The sequence below is a fragment of the Streptomyces sp. NPDC127098 genome (genome assembly GCF_042722465.1).
Lineage (GTDB): Bacteria > Actinomycetota > Actinomycetes > Streptomycetales > Streptomycetaceae > Streptomyces > Streptomyces millisiae.
In genome coordinates this window covers 247,392-264,536 of sequence record NZ_JBHXFJ010000003.1, presented here as the reverse complement: position 1 = coordinate 264,536, position 17,145 = coordinate 247,392, and the positions used below count along the sequence as shown (strand labels likewise).

Sequence of the window (17,145 nt, the reverse complement as noted above, 5' to 3'; positions counted from 1 at the left end):
GCGAGGCGTGGCGCGCCGCGCCGCCCGGCTTCAGCGCGAGCGGTCTCGCAGCGCCGCGGCCAGTGCCTCCGCCAGGTGGACCGGGTGGTGTTCCGGGGCGAGGTGGGTGAGTTGGGTGCGGCAGGAGTAGCCGTCGGCGAGGACCGTCGCGTGGGGTGGGGCGGAGCGGAGTGCGGGGAGCAGGTGGTCCTCGGCGCAGGCGACGGAGACGTCGTAGTGGCCCTTCTCGAAGCCGAAGTTGCCCGCGAGGCCGCAGCAGCCGGCGGACAGGTCGCCGACCAGGCCGGCGCGTTCGCGGAGCCGGCGGTCGGGGGCGTCGCCGAGGACCGCGTGTTGGTGGCAGTGGGTCTGGCCGACGACCGGGCGGTCGAGGCGCGGCGGCTCCCAGTCCGGGGCGTACTGCTCCAGCGTCTCGGCGAACGTGCGGACCAGGGAGGCGAGTCGGGCGGCGCGGGGGTCGTCGGGGAGGAGCTCGGGGAGGTCGGTGCGGAGCGCCGCCGCGCACGGTGGTTCCAGCACCGTGACGGGGAGTTCACCGGCGAGGGCCGGTGCGAGCCGGGACAGGGTGCGGCGCATCACCGCGCGGGCCTGGTCGAGTTGTCCCGTGGTGACGTAGGTGAGCCCGCAGCAGACCGCCCGCCGCGGCACGGTGGGGCGGAGGCCGGCGGCCGAGAGGACGGTCGCGGCGGCGTGTCCCGCCGAGGGGGCGAGGTGGTTGGTGAAGGTGTCGGGGAAGAGGAGGACGGGCCGCCCCGAGGCGGCCGGCTCCGGCCGCCAGCCGCGGGTGAACGACGTGGTCGGCAGCGGCGGGATGGCGCGTTCCTGGGCGATGCCGGCGAGGCGTTTGGCGAGGGTGGCGAGCGGGCCGATCCCGACGGCCGCGTTGGCCAACGGCGCGAGACGTGCCGCGGAGACGAGGTCGAGCCACCTCGGGAGGCGGCCGAGCGCGTAGTGCGAGGCGGGGCGGAGCCGGCCGGCGTAGTGGTGGTGCAGGAACTCCGCCTTGTAGGTGGCCATGTCGACGCCGACCGGGCAGTCGCTGCGGCAGCCCTTGCAGGACAGGCACAGGTCGAGCGCGTCCCGCACCTCGGTCGAGCGCCAGCCGTCCGTGACGACCTCGCCGAGCAGCATCTCGTGCAGCAGCCTGGCCCGGCCCCTGGTGGAGTGCGTCTCGTCGCGGGTGGCACGGAACGACGGGCACATCACGTCGGCGCCCGGTGTCGTGACGCGGCAGCGGGCGACGCCGACGCAGCGCCGGACGGCCGCCGAGAAGTCGCCGCCGTCGTCGGGGTAGGAGAAGGCCAACGGGCCTGGCTTCACCGGGAGTCCGGTGAAGCGGAGGTTGGCGTCGAGCGGTTCGGGGCGGGCCAGCACGCCCGGGTTGAGCGCGCCGTCCGGGTCCCACAGGTCCTTGAACTCGCCGAAGGTGTCGACCAGTTCTGGCCCGTACATGCGGGGCAGGAGTTCGGCGCGGGCCAGCCCGTCGCCGTGTTCGCCGGAGAGCGAGCCGCCGTGCTCTGTCACCAGGTCGGCCAGCTCGACGCTGAACTCCCGGAACCGCGCGACGCCCTCGGTGGTCAGCAGGTCGAAGTCGATGCGGATGTGGATGCAGCCGTCGCCGAAGTGGCCGTAGGGCGCGCCGCGCAGCCCGTGGTCGCGCAGCAGGCCGCGGAACTCGCGGAGGTAGGGGCCGAGCCTGGCCGGCGGCACGGCGCAGTCCTCCCATCCTGGCCAGGCCTCGCCGCCGTCCGGCAGCCTGGTGGCGGTGCCGGAGGCGTCCTCCCGGACCCGCCACAGCACCCGTTGCCCGGCCGGGTCCGCCACCACGGTGCGGCCGGTGAGCGAGGATCCCGCGGCGCGGCAGACGGCCTCGGCCGCGGCGGTCGCCTCGGCCCGGTCGGCGCCGCCGGTCTCGACGAACAGCCAGGCGCCGCCGGCCGGCAGCACGGTGAGCGCGTGCTCGTCGACCAGGTCGGCGGCCATGCCCTCGACGGTCAGCGGCCCGAGGCCGAGCAGTCCGGAGGCCGCCTCGGCGGCGGCCGACTCGTCCGGGTAGCCGAGCACCGCCAGCGCCCGCGCCGCCGGGGACGGCACCAGGCGCACGGTGGCGGCGGTGAGCACGCCGAGCGTGCCCTCGCTGCCGGTGAAGGCGCGGGCCCAGTCACGGCCCTTCTCCGGCAGCAGTTCGTCGAGCGCGTAGCCGGAGATGCGGCGGGGCAGCTCGGGGTAGCCGGTGCGCAGCAGCGCGAGCCGGTCGGCGACCAGCGACTCGACGGCCGAGCGCAGCGGCACCGGCACCCCCTGCCCGCCGCGGTCCAGGCGGGCGGCGTCGCCGCGGTAGGTGAGGACGTCGAGGGCAAGGGTGTTGTCGGCGGTGGTGCCCCAGGCGACGGAGTGCGAGCCGCAGGCGTTGTTGCCGATCATGCCGCCGATGGTGCAGCGGCTGTGCGTCGAGGGGTCGGGGCCGAAGGTCAGGCCGTGCGGGGCGGCGGCGTCGCGCAACGTGTCGCAGACGACGCCGGGTTGGACGACGGCGGTGCGGGCCTCCGGGTCGATGGCCAGCACCTGGTCCATGTGGCGGGTGAAGTCGAGGACGACGCCGGTGCCGGTGGCCTGCCCCGCGATGCTGGTGCCGCCGCCCCTGGGCACCACGGGGGTGCCGTGCGCGCGGCAGACGGCGAGCGCCGCGGCCACGTCGTCGGCGTCCCGCGGGGCGACGACGCCGACCGGCACCCGCCGGTAGTTGGAGGCGTCCATGGTGACCAGCGCCCGGCCGGCCGCGTCGAACTCGACCTCGCCGCGCACGGTGGCGCGCAGCGCCGCCGCCAGCTCCGTCGCCGACGCCGATCCGTCCCGTCCCCGTACTTGTCCCGATTGATCACGCATGAGCACAGCCTGCCCGCTGAGCCGGCGGGAATCGATCGTCAACGGAGGGAAACACGCGTCGACCACACAGAAACGGCACGCGACGTCGAAACGGTCTCCATATCAGTTCCATACCGAGCTTCTCATCCGGGGGTGAGAAGTCACCTATAGTGTGGGCGAATTGAACAGGCCCCCCGTCAGCGAGGTCACCGGCTCATGACAGCGCACATACCTCCGCACCACCGGGCGGTGCGCCCCCCGCTGCGGCCGATAGTGATCGCCCTGCTCGGTTCGGCCGCCGTCGCCGGCGCCGCCTGGGCCGCCGCCCTCGCCGCGGCCCCCGACTCGTTCCGCACCCCGGTGGCCGCCGGCGGCGGCCTCGCGGCGCTCGCGCTGTGCGCGGCCGTGGTCACCGCGGCCGTGCAGGCCGGCAGGTACCGATCGCTGCGGGAGCGGGTGGAGGCCCACGAGCGCGCCGTGGCCCGCTTCGTCGACACCTCGGTGCCCCGCCTGGTGGAGCGGCTGCGCGGCGGGGCCTCGGCCGAGACCGCGATCGCCGCCGTCGAGCGGCCGGCCGACGCGCACACGCAGCGCGTGCTGCGCACCATGGCCGAGGAGATCGCCCGCGGCGAGGCCACCAAGGCCGCCGCCATGGCCGCCTGCGCCAACGCTGCGGGCCGCATGCAGGCGCTGGCCACCAGCATGCTGGCCAGCCTGCGCGAGATGGAGCACCGGCACACCGACGAGGACGTGCTCGAGGACCTGCTGCACCTCGACCACCGCACCGCCCAGGCCGGCCGGCTCGCCGACAGCATCGCGGTGCTCACCGGCGCCAGGTCGGGCCGCCGGTGGGGCAAGCCGATCGTGATGGAGAGCATCCTGCGCGGCGCGATGGGCCGGATCGGCGGCTACCAGCGGGTCAGGCTGCACTCGGCGGTCGGCGTCGCCGTCGCGGGCCACGCCGCCGAGGGCGTGATGCACGCGCTCGCCGAACTGATGGACAACGCGGCCAACTTCTCGCCGCCCAACTCCGAGGTGCACGTCTACGCGGAGGAGGTGCCGGCCGGCGTCGTCATCACCGTGGAGGACAGCGGCCTGGTGATGAGCGAGGTGGCGCTGCGCCGCGCCGAGCGGGCCGTCTCCAGCGAGGCGCTCGACCTGACGACCCTCTCCGGCACTCGCCTCGGCCTTGCCGTGGTGGGCGTGCTGGCCCGCAAGCACGGCCTCTCGGTCTCCTTCCGGCCGTCCGCGCGCGGCGGCACGGGTGCGCTGCTGATGATCCCGCAGGACCTGATCACCCGGCCCAGGACGGAGCGCATCGACGACGCCGACAGCGGCACCACCCGGCCGGCCCGCACCGTCCGGCTGCGCCCCTCGGGCGACGGCACCCCGCAGGACGCGAAGGCGCCGGCGGCCCCGGGCGGGGCCGTGGCCCTGGCGACCGCCGGCGGCCGCGCCGAGCCGCGCCCCACCGCCGAGCACGCGCCCGCAGGGGACGGCGGCGACCCCACCGAGACCGGCGAATTCCCCCAGCTCAACGAGGCGGGGCTGCCCAAGCGCCGCCGCGGCCGGACCCTGGCCAAGGCACATCCGCAGGGCCTCGACCGGCCGCGGGACGCCGGCCATGGGACCCCGCCGCCCGCCGAGTCGGGCACCCGCTTCCGCACCTTCCGCCAGGCCGTCCAGAAGCAGGGCCAGGGACAGAGCCAGGGACAGCCCCAGGCCCGAGCCCAGGCCCCCGGCGCCGACCAGACAGCTACTCCCCCAGCCGACTCCCCCACGCCTTCCGCTCCCACCGCCAACACCGCCCAACCGGAGGACGACACCCCATGACCGCTCCATCCACGGGGGCCCACCAGAACGCGACGGGCACCGGCGCCGCGGACGACAAGCTGGACTGGCTGCTGGAGAACCTCCTGAGCCGCACGCCGGGCGCCCGGCACGCGCTCGTCCTCTCCAGGGACGGCCTCAAGCTCTGTCGCACCCCGGAGCTGTCCGAGGACCAGGCGGACCAGCTGGCCGCCATCTCGGCCGGCATCCAGAGCCTCTCGCACGGCGCCTCCATCGAGTTCGGCGACGGCACGGGCGGCGTCCGGCAGTCCATGACCGAGTTCTACGGCGGGATCCTGTTCATCGTGGAGGCCGGCGACGGCGCCCACCTGGCGATCGTCGCCGACGAGGACGCCGACGTCGGGCTCATCGGCCACAACATGAGCGAGCTCGTCGAGCAGCTCGGCGAGCACCTGAGCGCTCCGCCGCGGCACGCCGCCGAGGGCGGCGAATCGGCATGAGCCGGCGGGGCCGGGACGAGGATCCCGACCGGCTGTACACCCTCACCAGGGGCCGCAGCCGGGCTTCGGACGAGTTCGACCTGGTCACGCTCGTGGTGAGTGAGTCCGAGCCGGTGCCCGGCATGCAGTCGGAGCACCGGCGGATCCTGCGGATGTGCCGCTACCCCACCGCCGTGGTGGAGGTGGCGGCCGAGCTCAGGCTGCCGGTCACCATCGTCCGCATCATGCTGAGCGACCTGCTCGAACAGGGCCTGATCAGCGCCCGCCACCCCCGTGCCGTCGCCGCCCGGGCCGACGGACTTCCCGACTCCCATCTCCTTGAGCAGGTGCTCGTTGGACTCCGCAACCTCTGACCGCCCCGCCGTGCGCACCCACCTGGGCAGCCAGGCGAGCAACGGGCTGAAGATCGTGATCGTCGGCGGCTTCGGCGTCGGCAAGACCACCATGGTCCGCTCCGTCAGCGACATCCGGCCGCTGAACACGGAGGAGATCATGACCAGGGCCGGGCGGGAGGTGGACGACCTGACCGGCGTCAGCGGCAAGACCTCCACCACCGTCGCCTTCGACTTCGGGCGCATCAGCCTCAACGAGCAGACGGTGCTCTACCTGTTCGGCGCGCCGGGGCAGGAGCGGTTCTGGTTCCTGTGGGACCGGCTGTTCTCCGGCACACTCGGCGCGGTGGTGCTGGTCGACACCCGGCGGCTCCAGGACTCCTGGTACGCGATCGACCGCCTGGAGCACCACGGCACCCCGTTCATCGTGGCGCACAACGACTTCGGCGGCCCGTCCCACACCCACGAGCAGATCCGCGACGCCCTCGACCTGCCGGCGGACGTGCCGCTGATCGACTGCGACGCCAGGTCCCGCGCGTCGAGCAAGAGCGTGCTGATCGAGCTGGTCAGCCACCTGCACCGGCTCTCCACGGCCCGGGCGGGCGGCGCCGTCGGCGCCCGGGGGGCCGCCAGGTGACCGTGCCGGCCCGCCCCCTGGCCCCGGACGCGGTGCCGCTGGACACGGACCGCTTCCACACCGATCCGGTCCCCCTCTACCGCGAGCTGCGGCACCGGCACGGCTCGGTGGTCCCGGTGCTGCTGCCCTCGGACATCCCGGCCTGGCTGGTCATCGGCTACCGCGAGGTGCACCGGGTCAGCGGCGACGCCGACACCTACACCAGGGATCCGGCCCGCTGGAACCAGTGGGCGAGCGTGCCGGCCGACTGGCCGCTGCTGCCGCTCATCGCGCCGCGCGGCGCGTCCCTGCTGCACACGGTCGGCACGGCGCACGCCCGGCGCGCCACCGTGCTCAGCGACGCGCTGGAGGCCGTGGAGCCGGGCGAGCTGCGCCGGCACGCCGAGCGGATCGCCGACGCGCTGGTCGACGGCTTCGGCCTCGATGGCCGGGCCGACCTGGTCGCCGCCTACACGGCCCGGCTGCCGTTCCTCGTGCTGGCCGAGCTCTTCGGGCTGCCGGCGGACGAGGCGCCCGAGCTCGGCGACGCGCTCCGGCAGGGCATGGCGGGCGGCGCGGCCGCCAACCGGGCGCGCGGCCTGCTCGTCGAGACCATGCGGCGGCTGCTCACCGCCCGGCGCGAGGAGCCCGGCGCCGACGTGCCGTCCCGGGTGCTGGCCGCCTCACCGGGGGCGGGCGAGGGAGAGCTGGCCGAAACGGTGTTGGCCGAAGATCTGGCGGTGCTGTTCGCCGCCGGCCACCTGCCGACCGCCGACTGGCTCGGCAACACGCTGCGGCTGATGCTGACCGACGCCCGCTACGCCGCCTCGGACGCCGGCGGCCGGTTCGGCGTGGAGCGGGCGATGAACGAGGTGCTGTGGCGGGACACCCCGACGCAGACGGTGGTGGGCCGCTGGGCCACCCGCGACGTCCGGCTCGGCCCGCGCCAGGTGCGCGCCGGCGACCTGCTGCTGCTCGGCCTCCAGGGCGCCAACGGCGACCCGCTGGTGCACGGCACCAGCGCCCCGGTGGCCACGGCGGCCGCGCTCTACGGCCTCTCCGGGCTCGTCAGCGAGCCCGACCCGGAGCCGGTGCCGGAGCCGGTCGCCGGCGGCCCCGCGAACAGCGCCTACCTCTCCTTCGGGCACGGCGATCGCCGCTGCCCGTTCCCGGCCCAGGAGATCGCCGAGACCGTCACGCGGACCGGCGCCGAGGTGCTGCTCGACCGCCTCCCGGACATCGAACTCGCCGTCGCCACCGAGGAGTTGACCTACCGGCCGTCGTCGTGGCTGCGTGGCCTCGACGCGCTGCCGACCCGCTTCGCCCCGGTGGTCGGACGGCGCTGATCCCCGGGCCCGGGGCGGGGGTCAGGCTGCCGAGGTACACCAGATGTGCGGTACCGGCGCCGGAGGGGCTACGCTCCGGCCGTGGCCGATATCCAGATTCCCGCTGACATCAAGCCCGCCGACGGCCGGTTCGGTTCCGGCCCCTCCAAGGTGCGCACCGAGGCGCTGAGCGCCCTGGCCGCGACCGGGAGCTCCCTGCTCGGCACCTCCCACCGTCAGGCCCCCGTCAAGGACCTGGTCGGCAGGGTGCGCGCCGGGGTGCGCGAGCTGTTCTCGCTGCCCGAGGAGTACGAGGTCGTGCTGGGCAACGGCGGCTCCACCGCCTTCTGGGACGTCGCGACGCACGGCCTGATCGAGGCCAAGTCGCAGCACCTCTCCTTCGGGGAGTTCTCCTCGAAGTTCGCCAAGGCCGCCAGCAAGGCGCCCTGGCTCGACGAGCCGACGGTCATCACGGCCACGCCCGGCACCCACCCGCAGCCGCGAGCCGAGCGCGGCGCCGACGCCTACGGCCTGACCCACAACGAGACCTCCACCGGCGTGTCCGCCCCGATCCGCCGGGTGCCGGGCGCCGACGAGGGCTCGCTGGTGCTGGTGGACGCCACCTCGGGCGCCGGCGGCCTGCCGGTCGACATCACCGAGACCGACGTCTACTACTTCGCCCCGCAGAAGTCCTTCGCGGCGGACGGCGGCCTGTGGGTGGCGGTGTTCTCGCCGGCGGCGGTCGCCAGGGCGGAGCGGATCGCGGCCTCCGGCCGGCACATCCCCGAGTTCTTCTCGCTGACCACCGCCATCGACAACTCGCGGAAGAACCAGACCTACAACACCCCGGCGCTGGCCACGCTGTTCCTGCTGAACGAGCAGCTGGAGTGGATCAACGGCCAGGGCGGCCTGTCCTGGGCCACCGAGCGCACCGCCGACTCGGCGTCCCGGCTCTACGGCTGGGCGGAGAAGGCCGAGTACGCGTCCCCGTTCGTGACCGACCCGGCCCAGCGCTCGCAGGTCGTGGGCACCATCGACTTCGCGGACGGCGTGGACGCGGCGGCGGTCGCCAAGGTCCTGCGCGCCAACGGCATCGTGGACACCGAGCCGTACCGCAAGCTGGGCCGCAACCAGCTGCGCATCGCGATGTTCCCGGCGGTCGACCCCGCCGACGTGGAGGCCCTGACCCGCTGCGTCGACCACGTCATCGAGCGCCTCTAGGTCCTGTCCGGGCGATCTTCGAGGATCAGCCCGCGGCGTCAGACGCGGTGCATCGCAAGGCACCGGATCGCAGCTCATACTTGGCCGTATTCGCGCGATTCGGTAACGCAGCGAGGTGCCGTGTATGGCGTCGCGGGCCCGAAGAAGATCGCCCGGACAGGGCCTGGCGTGCGAAACGGGCCGGCGGCGCGCGCCGCCGGCCCGTGCCGCTCACCTCCCCAGCGCCTGGTAGCGGCGGACGGCGAGCGGCAGGAAGACGGCCGTGATGGCCAGCGGCCAGACCAGGGACATCAGCAGCGCGTGCTGTTCTATCCAGCTGTCGCCGGCCGTGGACGGCAGCCCGAAGAGCTCGCGGACGGCCGTGGCCGTGGAGGAGACCGGGTTCCACATGGCGACGGCGCCCAGCCAGTCCGGCATCAGCGAGGGCGGCGTGAAGACGCTGGAGATCATGCCGAACGGGAAGGCGACGGCGAACAGGTTGCCGGCCGCCTCCTGGTTGGGCACCAGCAGCCCGAGGTAGACGCCGATCCAGATCAGCGCGAACCGCAGCAGGAGCAGCAGCAGGAAGGCGTAGCCGGTCTCGACGAGCGTGCCGTCCGAGCGCCAGCCGATGGCGAGCGCGATCAGCGCCATCACGGCGAGGTCGATGCCGGCGTGCAGCACGTCGGCCACCCCGCGCCCCGCGACGACGGCGGAGCGGGCCATCGGCATCGACCGGAAGCGGTCGATCACGCCGCGGTCCTTCTCGACCGTCACCGCCACCGCCGTGTTCATGAAGCCGAAGGCCATGGTCATGGCGAACATGCCGGGCATGACGAACGTCGTGTAGTCCTGTCCCCCGCCGACGTCCATGGCGCTGCCGAAGACGTAGACGTACAGCAGCACGGAGACGATCGGGAAGCCCAGCTGCCAGGCGATCAGCGAGGGCTGCTTCACCAGGTGGCCAAGCTCGCGCCGGACGATCGTCCCGCAGTCGGCGAACGCCCAGTAGAGGCGGCGCTCGTCCCCTTCGATGGCGGTGCTCATGCCGCGTTCTCCTTCTGCTTCTCCTGGTCGGTCTCCGCGTCCGGCCGGTCGCCGGTCAGCCGCAGGAAGACCTCGTCGAGGGTGGGTCGGCGCAGCCCGATGTCGAGCACGGCGGCGCCCGCTTCCTGGAGGGTGCAGGCGACCTCGGTCAGGGCGGCCACGCCGTCGGTCACGGGCGCGTGCACCCGCAGCTCGGCCTCGTCCGTCTCCGGTGGCCGGCCGCCGGACACCCGGGCCACGGCCCCGGTGGTGACGGGCAGGTCGGCCGGGTCGGCGAGCACCACCTCGATCCGGTCCCCGCCGACCGCGCGCTTGAGCCCGGCCGGGGTGTCCTCGGTGACCTTGCGGCCCCGGTCGACGACGCAGATCCAGTCCGAGAGCTTGTCGGCCTCGTCCAGGTAGTGGGTGGTCAGCAGCACGGTGGTGCCGGTGGCGGTCAGCCGGCGCACGGCGTCCCAGACCTCGCGCCGGCCGCGCGGGTCGAGGCCCGTGGTCGGCTCGTCGAGGAACAACACCTCGGGCGCGAGGATCATGCTGGCCGCCAGGTCGAGCCGGCGCCGCATGCCGCCGCTGAACCCCCGCACCTGCTTGTCGGCGGCCTCCCCCAGGCTGAACTGGGCCAGCAGTTCCTCGGCCCGCGCCCTGGCCTCCCGGTGGCCGAGGTGGAAGAGGCGGCCGAACATGCGGAGGTTCTGCCGGGCGGTCAGGATCTCGTCGACGGCCGGGTGCTGGCCGGTGAGCCCGATGCGGCGGCGCACCAGGTCGGGGCGGCGCACCACGTCGTGGCCGCCCACCTCGGCGCGGCCGCCGTCGGGCCGCACCAGCGTGGACAGCATGCGGACCGAGGTGGTCTTGCCCGCGCCGTTCGGCCCCAGCAGGCCGCAGACGGTGCCGCGCCGCACCCGCAGGTCGAGGCCGTCGACGGCGGTCTTGTCGCCGTAGCGCTTACGCAGCCCCTCGGCGATCACGGAGTACTCGGAGGTTTCGGAAACGGGTGGCATGCGGCCAGTGTAGCCACTACCGCGTACGCCGTACCCATTTATTTCCCCGATCGGGGCGGCCCTACAATGACCAGCCATGACATCGGCACACAGCGGACGCGGCGACATCAGCCGCAGCCTCGAGCTGATGTGGCGCGGCCGCGAGCGGTCGACCAGGGGCCCCAAGCCGGGGCTCACCCTGGAGCGCATCGTCGAGGCCGCCGTCGAACTCGCCGACCGGGACGGCATCGCGGCCCTGTCGATGCGCAACGTGGCCGCCGCGCTCGGCGTCGGCACCATGTCGCTCTACCGCTACGTGCCGGGCAAGAGCGAGCTGCTCGACCTGATGCTCGACCACGTCGAGGCGCCGGGGGACGACCTGGCGGAGTGGCGCGGCAGGGAGTGGCGCGCCACGCTGGAGTTCATCGGCCGGAACACCTACCAGCTCTACCTGCGGCACCCCTGGCTGCTCCAGGTCAACCGGGCCCGCCCGCTGCTCGGCCCCAACGCGCTGACCAACTTCGAGTTCGCGCTGTCCGCGCTCGACGACCTCGGGCTGACCAGCCGGGAGAAGATCGGCCTGATCACCACGCTCGACGCGTACGTCAGCGGCCTGGCGCGGCAGCACGTGCTGACCGCCCAGGCCAACGAGGACGCGGAGCTGAGCCAGGAGGAGTTCTGGGCCGCGCAGGGCCCGGTGATGGAGCTGGCGCTGGCCAGCGGCGCCTACCCCCGGGTGTTCGCGCTGGAGGACGACACCTTCACCCAGGAGAGCGTCGAGTACGGCCTGGACTTCGGCCTGGCCCTGCTGCTCGACGGCTTCGCGGCGTTCGTCGCGGCGAGGCGGTCGGCCTGACGACTCGTCAGGCCCTGCGCCGCCCGCCGCCGCGCAGCAGCCGACGCAGCCCGAGCAGCGCGACCACGCCGAGGCCGACCAGCACCGCGCCCCGGGTCAGCAGCCCCGACTCGGCGCCGTCGTCCCCCTCGTCCGTCGCCGCGTCCCCGCCGCCCGCGTCGTCCCGCCCCTCCTCGGCGGCGTCCGGCTCCGCGCCCGCGGCGTCCGGCAACAGGTCCCCAGAGAGCTCGACCGGCTCCACCTCGCTGCCCGCGCCCTCGGTGCCGAACATCAGGGTGCGGCCGTCCGGGGCGAAGGTCACCGACTCGCCCTGTTGCTGCACCGGCGGGAACACGCTCCGCTCGACGGGCACGGGCGCGTCGTCCTCCCACCGGTAGATGCGGGCCGCGAAGTAGCCCCGCAGGACGAGGCGCGTGCCGTCGGGCGAGAACGCCCCGTCCGTCGCCCACAGGCCGATGTCGGCCACCCGCTCCAGGGTGGTGACGCCTTCGGTCGACAGCTCCCCCGGCGCCGCGTAGAGCGCGCCCGTGCCGTCCTGCTTCTTGCTGACGACGTAGACCCGGCCGGTCTCCGGATGCACCATCAGCGCCTCGGCATCGCGCGGCCCGTCCGCGTAGGTGACGGGGTAGACGGTGGGCGTCACCGTGGCGTCGGCCAGCTCGGCCGGCTCGGGGAAGCGATAGAGCCACACCTCCGACCAGCCGCCGTCGAAGTTGTCCCCGATGTCGCCGACCCAGAGGTCGCCGTCCGGGCCGATCGAGATGGCCTCCAGGTCCCGCCCCTCCACCCCGCTCAGCGTGACCGTGGCGACCGTCTGCCCGGTCGCGGAGTCCACGGCGTAGACGTTGGGGCCCGCCGCGTCCTGGTCGTTGTGGGTCCAGTAGACGCCCGGGTGGCGCCGGCTGGCCTGGAGACCGCTGGACTCGGTGATCCGCGGGTCCTCGATGGTGAACGCGGACGGCGGCACGCCGGCGTCGTCCTCGGCGGCCACCGCGATCCCCGGGGTGAGGGCGGTCAGCAGCAGCCCGGCGGCGAGGGAGACGGCGCGGCGCGGCGCGGTCACCGGCGGAACGGTCAGGGTCGGCATGGCCCAAGCCTGCCATCCGACCGGGTGACGGTGACATTGCAGGTTGCGATGTGGCGAACTGCGCTCCGCGATCTTGTGGCCACGCATCGCAACCCATAGTGTCGCTGACCATGACTACCGCACACGGCCGGAGCACGGTGACCGCGGCCCCGGCCGCCACCGACCGGCCCCCGACCCTCCCGACACTGGCCGCCCTGGCCGGCTCGATCCTGGCGATATCCGGCTCGTTACTCGACTGGTCGGTCGTCGAGCACCAGCAGTGGGGCACCACTGAGCTCACCGGGACGGACGGCGACGGTGTCTACACGCTCATCGCCTCGGCGCTCGCCGCGCTGCTCCTGCTGGCCGGCGTCCTGGGAAAGCGCGCCCTGATCGTGCTGGGCGCCGCGGCCCCCGCGCTGGTCGCCGTCGGCTTCGCGCTGCGCACCCTCGCCGACCCCGACCGGTTCGCCCGCGCCTACATCGCTGACGAGTTGGGCGCCACGGGAGAACGCGCGGAGGCCATCCTGAACAGCGTCGTGGAGTGCTCGCTCACCACCTACCCCTGGCTCGTGCTGGCCGGCGCCGGGCTCGCGGCGCTCGGCGCCGTCATCGCGGGCGCCCGGGGCTTCAACGGAAGACGCCGTTCCGAACCGACGGGTTGAGCGGGCATCGCGCGGACATTGCGCGAAGGATTGTCAGCAACGGGCGACAAAACGGACGATCGCGTTGCGGCGGCCTGGGCCGCTCCGTACGGTCGCTGCACGTGACTGGCACAGGACAACACCAACCAGCCATGCAGCCGACCGTGCCGCCTGCGGGGGGCGGCGCGGCAGGCGTGCCCGCCGCGCCCCTCTGGGTGGCGCTCGCGGGCGGCGCCCTCGCCGTCACCGGCTCGTTCCTGGCGTTCTCCACCGTCCAGGTCGACGGCGGGACCGAGAGCAGCGGCGGCATGAAGGGCGACGGCGTCTACACCCTGGTCGCCGCGTTGAAGATGCTCGGCTGGCTGGTCGCCGGCCTCCTCGCCCCGCACGTCAGGACGCGCCTCACGCTCGTCGCCGGCCTGCCCGCGCTCGCCCTCGTCGTCCTCGGCGGCCTCAACCTGGCCTCCCCGGAGCGGGCCCTGCGGTCGGAGATCGAGAAGAACGGCGGCTCGGGCGCGGAGCTTGACGAACTGCTCGCGCTCCTCGACGTCTCGGCCGGCGTCGGCGTCTGGCTGGTGCTGGCCGGCGGCCTCGTCGGCCTCGGCGCGATCGCCGCCGTGGGCCTGCGCGCCCGCCGCGGCTGAGGCACCGTCAGGGAAGCCGCCACCTCCACCTCGCATCGAAGGCGAACAGAAGGCGGCGGCCCCTCGTACGGACCCGCTACCTCACCATGCGAAGGCTTCGGGAGACGGTCCGGTGCCGGGGAAGATCTCGTCAAGCGACGTCAGCACTTCCTCGCTCAGCTCCAGCTCCAGTGCGCGTAGCGCCGAGTCAAGCTGCTCCCGCGTGCGAGGGCCGACGATCGGGCCGGTGACGCCGGGGCGGGTCAGCAGCCAGGCGAGCGCCGCTTCACCGGGCTCCAGGCCGTGCTCGTCGAGGAGGTTCTCGTACGCCTGGATCTGCTCGCGCGTCCTGGTGTCCTTGAGCGCGTCGGCAGCGCGACCGCTCGCCCGGCGCCCCTGCGTGGCCTCCTTCTTGAGGACGCCGCCGAGCAGCCCTCCGTGCAGGGGGGACCAGGGGATGACACCGAGGCCGTAGTCCTGCGCGGCCGGAATGACCTCCATCTCGGCGCGGCGCTCGGCGAGGTTGTAGAGGCACTGCTCGCTGACCAGGCCCACGCGGCCGTGCCGGGCGGCGGTCTCGTTGGCCTGGGCGATCTTGTAGCCGGGGAAGTTGGAGGAACCGGCGTAGAGGATCTTGCCCTGCCGCACCAGGACGTCGACCGCCTGCCAGATCTCCTCGAACGGTGTCGCCCGGTCGATGTGATGGAACTGGTAGACGTCGATGTAGTCCGTCCGCAGCCGCTTGAGGGACGCGTCGACGGCCCGGCGGATGTTCACCGCGGAGAGCTTGTCGTGGTTGGGCCAGGCGTCTCCGTCACCCGCCATGTTCCCGTACACCTTGGTGGCGAGGACCGTCCTGTCGCGCCGCCCACCGCCCTGGGCGAACCAGGTACCGATGATCTCCTCGGTGCGCCCCTTGTTCTCGCCCCACCCGTAGACGTTGGCCGTGTCGACGAAGTTCAGACCCGCGTCGAGAGCGGCGTCCAGGATGCCGTGGCTGGTTGGTTCGTCTGTCTGCGGACCGAAGTTCATCGTGCCGAGAACGAGTCGGCTGACCTTGAGTCCGGTGCGTCCGAGGTGCGTGTACTTCATGGGCCACCAGCCAACTGCTTCGAGTCCGCTCCAGGCAAGCGCATCAGGTGCCGCCGTCAGGAGTCGTCTCCGCTGGACGCCTTGTCGCAACCCATTGCTTGCGATAACTTATGGCAACCAAAGCGTTGCCATACAGGAGGATCGGATTATGCCCGTGCCGGATCGCATCGAACGCGTACTCGAACTTCACCATCCGCCCGAGAAGGTGTGGACGGCACTGACCACGCCCGAAGGTCTCGGTGGTTGGTTCGGCTCCGGCGCCGCGATCGACGACCTGCGCCCCGGCGGCCGGGCCCGGGTGCGGTGGAACGACGGCGAGGAACACACCCTGTGGATCCAGATCGTCGATCCGCCCCGCCGGTTCTCCTACACATGGGCGATCGAAGGGCTGCCACCATCCGACCCGCGCCGAACGCACGTGGAGTTCACGCTGGAGCCGGGACCTGCGGGCACCCGGCTCACGGTCGTGGAGACCGGCTTCGCCCAGCTGCCCGACAGCCTGGCCGACGCATACCGGGGCAACGTCACGGGCTGGCGGACGGAGCTGGCCGAGCTGGCCGAGTATCTCGATGCCGCCGCCTGACCACCCCGACGCCGAGTCGATCGCCCAGGAAGTCTTCACCGCGCTGGCCGACCCCACCCGACGCGGCATCCTCGCCGAACTCGCCACGCGCGGTCCGGCGACCGCGACCGACCTCGCCGACCGGCTGCCCATCTCGCGGCAGGCGATCGCCAAACACCTCGGACTGCTGGCCGCCGCCGGACTGGTCCGGGCCGAGCCCGGGGAGCGGCGCCGAATCCGCTATCGCCTGCAGGCCGGCCCGGTGGCCGTGGCCCAGTCGTTCCTCGCCGCGCTCGCGCGCGACTGGGACGGCCACCTGGGCACCCTGCGTGACCATCTCGACCAGACGAAGGAGAAATGAACCATGAGCCCGACGTTCCGCGGCGGCCACAACATCGCCATGAAGCTTCCCAAGGCACAGTTCGACCGCACCGTCGCCTTCTACCGCGACGTACTGGGCATGGAGGTGACCGACGCGAGCGACCAGGCCGTCACCGAGGGCGTCGCACAGAGCGCCTCGGTGCCGTTCGGACCGGTGACTCTCTGGTTCGACCGGGTCGACAACTACTCACACGCGGAACTGTGGCTGGAGCTGTTCACCGACGACGTCGACCAGGCGACCGCACACCTCGCCGCGCACGGCGTCGCCACCCGGGACGAACTGGAGCCGCTCCCATCCGGAATGAACGCCCACTGGATCAGCGACCCCGTCGGCATCCCGCACATCGTCCGGTCCCCCGAGGCCTTCGCCTGGTGAACGGCTGCTCGCGGCGGCCTATCCCAGCGCCGCCGCCAGCACCACCACGGCCAGCAAGGCCACCAACGCCGCCGTCACGATCCGGCTCCTGCTCCTGGCATTCACACCCTCTAGTATCCGCCTCCATGAGCGAGATACGGATGCGGGCCGGCGGCCCCGAGGACGTCCCCCTGATCCTGGCGATGCTGGACGGCGCCGTGGCGTGGCTGGCGTCCCTGGGCCGCACCGGCCAGTGGGGCACCGAACCGTGGTCCACCCGTCCCAAGGCGGTCGCCCGGGTCCGGGAGATCGTCGCCTCGGGCACCCCCTGGATCGCCGAGCTGGACGGCGAACCGGCCGGCGTCGTCACGCTCACCCCCGAGCCGACGGCGTACGTCGACCCGGTCGACGAGCCGGAGGTCTACGTCCACCTGCTGGTCACCGACCGCCGCTTCAAGGGCCACGGCGTCGGCGCGGCGCTCCTGGCCCACGCCGTGGCCGAGGCCCGCCGCCAGCGGATCGACCTCGTCCGCGTCGACTGCTACGCCGGCGACGACGGCCGCCTCGTCGCCTACTACCGAAGCCAGGGCTTCACCCCCGTCACCACCTTCACCGTCGGCGACTGGCCGGGCCAACTCCTCGCCCAACGAGTCCTCACCGACGACCGGCTCTGACGCGCCGCGTACCGCGCTGCGCGCGGCGGGGAACGCCGTAAGGCGCGACGCGTACGTGCGCGCCTGCGGCGCGGGCGTGAGGCGCGGCGTGCGCCGCGCCCGACGGCGCGAGCCGATGCCGCGCCCCGCCCCGCCCCGCCCCGCGCGGCGCGGGCGGGCGGGCGGGCGGTCCGGCGGCCATGCCCCGCCTGCCGGTCGTGTTGGTAGGCAGCACGCCGGCCGCGCCGGGTGCGCGC

General features: G+C 73.6%; 18 protein-coding genes. 13 read left to right on the top strand and 5 right to left on the bottom strand.

Going from position 1 to position 17,145, the window contains the following annotated elements; translation table 11 throughout:
- Positions 1 to 30 precede the first annotated feature (30 nt).
- Positions 31 to 2,886 carry an FAD-binding and (Fe-S)-binding domain-containing protein gene (locus tag ACFWI8_RS04125; protein ID WP_387085311.1) on the bottom strand — a complete coding sequence of 952 codons (2,856 nt, stop codon included), beginning with the start codon at positions 2,884 to 2,886 and terminating at the stop codon, positions 31 to 33.
- A 195-nt stretch (positions 2,887 to 3,081) separates the two neighbouring features.
- Here ACFWI8_RS04125 and ACFWI8_RS04120 point away from each other — a divergent pair, with 195 nt between their 5' ends.
- The 6 genes from ACFWI8_RS04120 (at position 3,082) to serC (ending at position 8,650) form a co-directional block, all read left to right on the top strand.
- Complete coding sequence (locus tag ACFWI8_RS04120) at positions 3,082 to 4,698, top strand: sensor histidine kinase (protein ID WP_387085308.1); 1,617 nt, start codon at positions 3,082 to 3,084, stop codon at positions 4,696 to 4,698.
- Positions 4,695 to 5,156 (top strand): roadblock/LC7 domain-containing protein, encoded by a 462-nt coding sequence (locus ACFWI8_RS04115; RefSeq protein WP_311600161.1) that lies wholly within the window; start codon positions 4,695 to 4,697, stop codon positions 5,154 to 5,156. The genes ACFWI8_RS04120 and ACFWI8_RS04115 overlap by 4 nt, the downstream gene beginning before the upstream one ends.
- On the top strand, positions 5,153 to 5,509 hold the full coding sequence (locus ACFWI8_RS04110) for a DUF742 domain-containing protein (RefSeq protein WP_387085305.1): 357 nt from the start codon (positions 5,153 to 5,155) through the stop codon (positions 5,507 to 5,509). Before ACFWI8_RS04115 ends, ACFWI8_RS04110 begins: the two co-directional genes overlap by 4 nt.
- Positions 5,490 to 6,125: an ATP/GTP-binding protein gene (locus ACFWI8_RS04105; RefSeq protein WP_387085302.1), complete on the top strand. Its 636-nt coding sequence runs from the start codon at positions 5,490 to 5,492 to the stop codon at positions 6,123 to 6,125. Before ACFWI8_RS04110 ends, ACFWI8_RS04105 begins: the two co-directional genes overlap by 20 nt.
- Positions 6,122 to 7,450: a cytochrome P450 gene (locus ACFWI8_RS04100; protein ID WP_387085299.1), complete on the top strand. Its 1,329-nt coding sequence runs from the start codon at positions 6,122 to 6,124 to the stop codon at positions 7,448 to 7,450. The genes ACFWI8_RS04105 and ACFWI8_RS04100 overlap by 4 nt, the downstream gene beginning before the upstream one ends.
- A gap of 81 nt (positions 7,451 to 7,531) precedes the next feature.
- The gene (serC, locus tag ACFWI8_RS04095; RefSeq protein ID WP_387085296.1) at positions 7,532 to 8,650 is read left to right on the top strand and encodes a phosphoserine transaminase; all 1,119 of its coding nucleotides are present in this window, start codon (positions 7,532 to 7,534) and stop codon (positions 8,648 to 8,650) included.
- 210 nt (positions 8,651 to 8,860) lie between these two features.
- Here serC and ACFWI8_RS04090 read toward each other — a convergent pair whose 3' ends face one another.
- Together ACFWI8_RS04090 and ACFWI8_RS04085 are read right to left on the bottom strand one after the other, a co-directional pair.
- The gene (locus ACFWI8_RS04090; protein ID WP_387085293.1) at positions 8,861 to 9,676 is read right to left on the bottom strand and encodes an ABC transporter permease; all 816 of its coding nucleotides are present in this window, start codon (positions 9,674 to 9,676) and stop codon (positions 8,861 to 8,863) included.
- Positions 9,673 to 10,677 carry an ATP-binding cassette domain-containing protein gene (locus tag ACFWI8_RS04085; RefSeq protein WP_387085290.1) on the bottom strand — a complete coding sequence of 335 codons (1,005 nt, stop codon included), beginning with the start codon at positions 10,675 to 10,677 and terminating at the stop codon, positions 9,673 to 9,675. The genes ACFWI8_RS04090 and ACFWI8_RS04085 overlap by 4 nt, the downstream gene beginning before the upstream one ends.
- Positions 10,678 to 10,753: 76 nt before the next feature.
- On the opposite strand from ACFWI8_RS04085, the gene ACFWI8_RS04080 reads away from it, so the two are divergent.
- A complete protein-coding gene (locus ACFWI8_RS04080; protein ID WP_387085287.1) occupies positions 10,754 to 11,512 on the top strand; it encodes a TetR/AcrR family transcriptional regulator in 759 nt (252 codons plus the stop codon).
- 7 nt (positions 11,513 to 11,519) lie between these two features.
- Here the strand turns inward: ACFWI8_RS04080 and ACFWI8_RS04075 are convergent, their stop codons facing one another.
- The gene (locus tag ACFWI8_RS04075; RefSeq protein WP_387085284.1) at positions 11,520 to 12,599 is read right to left on the bottom strand and encodes a hypothetical protein; all 1,080 of its coding nucleotides are present in this window, start codon (positions 12,597 to 12,599) and stop codon (positions 11,520 to 11,522) included.
- A gap of 110 nt (positions 12,600 to 12,709) precedes the next feature.
- Between ACFWI8_RS04075 and ACFWI8_RS04070 the strand changes: the two genes are divergently transcribed.
- On the top strand, positions 12,710 to 13,243 hold the full coding sequence (locus ACFWI8_RS04070; RefSeq protein WP_387085281.1) for a hypothetical protein: 534 nt from the start codon (positions 12,710 to 12,712) through the stop codon (positions 13,241 to 13,243).
- Positions 13,244 to 13,374: 131 nt separating this feature from the next.
- The gene (locus ACFWI8_RS04065; protein WP_387085278.1) at positions 13,375 to 13,866 is read left to right on the top strand and encodes a hypothetical protein; all 492 of its coding nucleotides are present in this window, start codon (positions 13,375 to 13,377) and stop codon (positions 13,864 to 13,866) included.
- A gap of 81 nt (positions 13,867 to 13,947) precedes the next feature.
- Here ACFWI8_RS04065 and ACFWI8_RS04060 read toward each other — a convergent pair whose 3' ends face one another.
- On the bottom strand, positions 13,948 to 14,937 hold the full coding sequence (locus ACFWI8_RS04060; RefSeq protein ID WP_387085275.1) for an aldo/keto reductase: 990 nt from the start codon (positions 14,935 to 14,937) through the stop codon (positions 13,948 to 13,950).
- A 148-nt stretch (positions 14,938 to 15,085) separates the two neighbouring features.
- On the opposite strand from ACFWI8_RS04060, the gene ACFWI8_RS04055 reads away from it, so the two are divergent.
- From ACFWI8_RS04055 to ACFWI8_RS04040, 4 genes are all read left to right on the top strand, one after another.
- On the top strand, positions 15,086 to 15,520 hold the full coding sequence (locus ACFWI8_RS04055) for an SRPBCC domain-containing protein (RefSeq protein ID WP_387085271.1): 435 nt from the start codon (positions 15,086 to 15,088) through the stop codon (positions 15,518 to 15,520).
- Positions 15,507 to 15,860 carry an ArsR/SmtB family transcription factor gene (locus tag ACFWI8_RS04050; RefSeq protein ID WP_387085268.1) on the top strand — a complete coding sequence of 118 codons (354 nt, stop codon included), beginning with the start codon at positions 15,507 to 15,509 and terminating at the stop codon, positions 15,858 to 15,860. Before ACFWI8_RS04055 ends, ACFWI8_RS04050 begins: the two co-directional genes overlap by 14 nt.
- Before the next feature lie 3 nt (positions 15,861 to 15,863).
- A complete protein-coding gene (locus tag ACFWI8_RS04045; RefSeq protein WP_387085265.1) occupies positions 15,864 to 16,256 on the top strand; it encodes a VOC family protein in 393 nt (130 codons plus the stop codon).
- 125 nt (positions 16,257 to 16,381) lie between these two features.
- Positions 16,382 to 16,909: a GNAT family N-acetyltransferase gene (locus tag ACFWI8_RS04040; RefSeq protein WP_387085258.1), complete on the top strand. Its 528-nt coding sequence runs from the start codon at positions 16,382 to 16,384 to the stop codon at positions 16,907 to 16,909.
- The last annotated feature ends 236 nt before the right edge of the window (positions 16,910 to 17,145 follow it).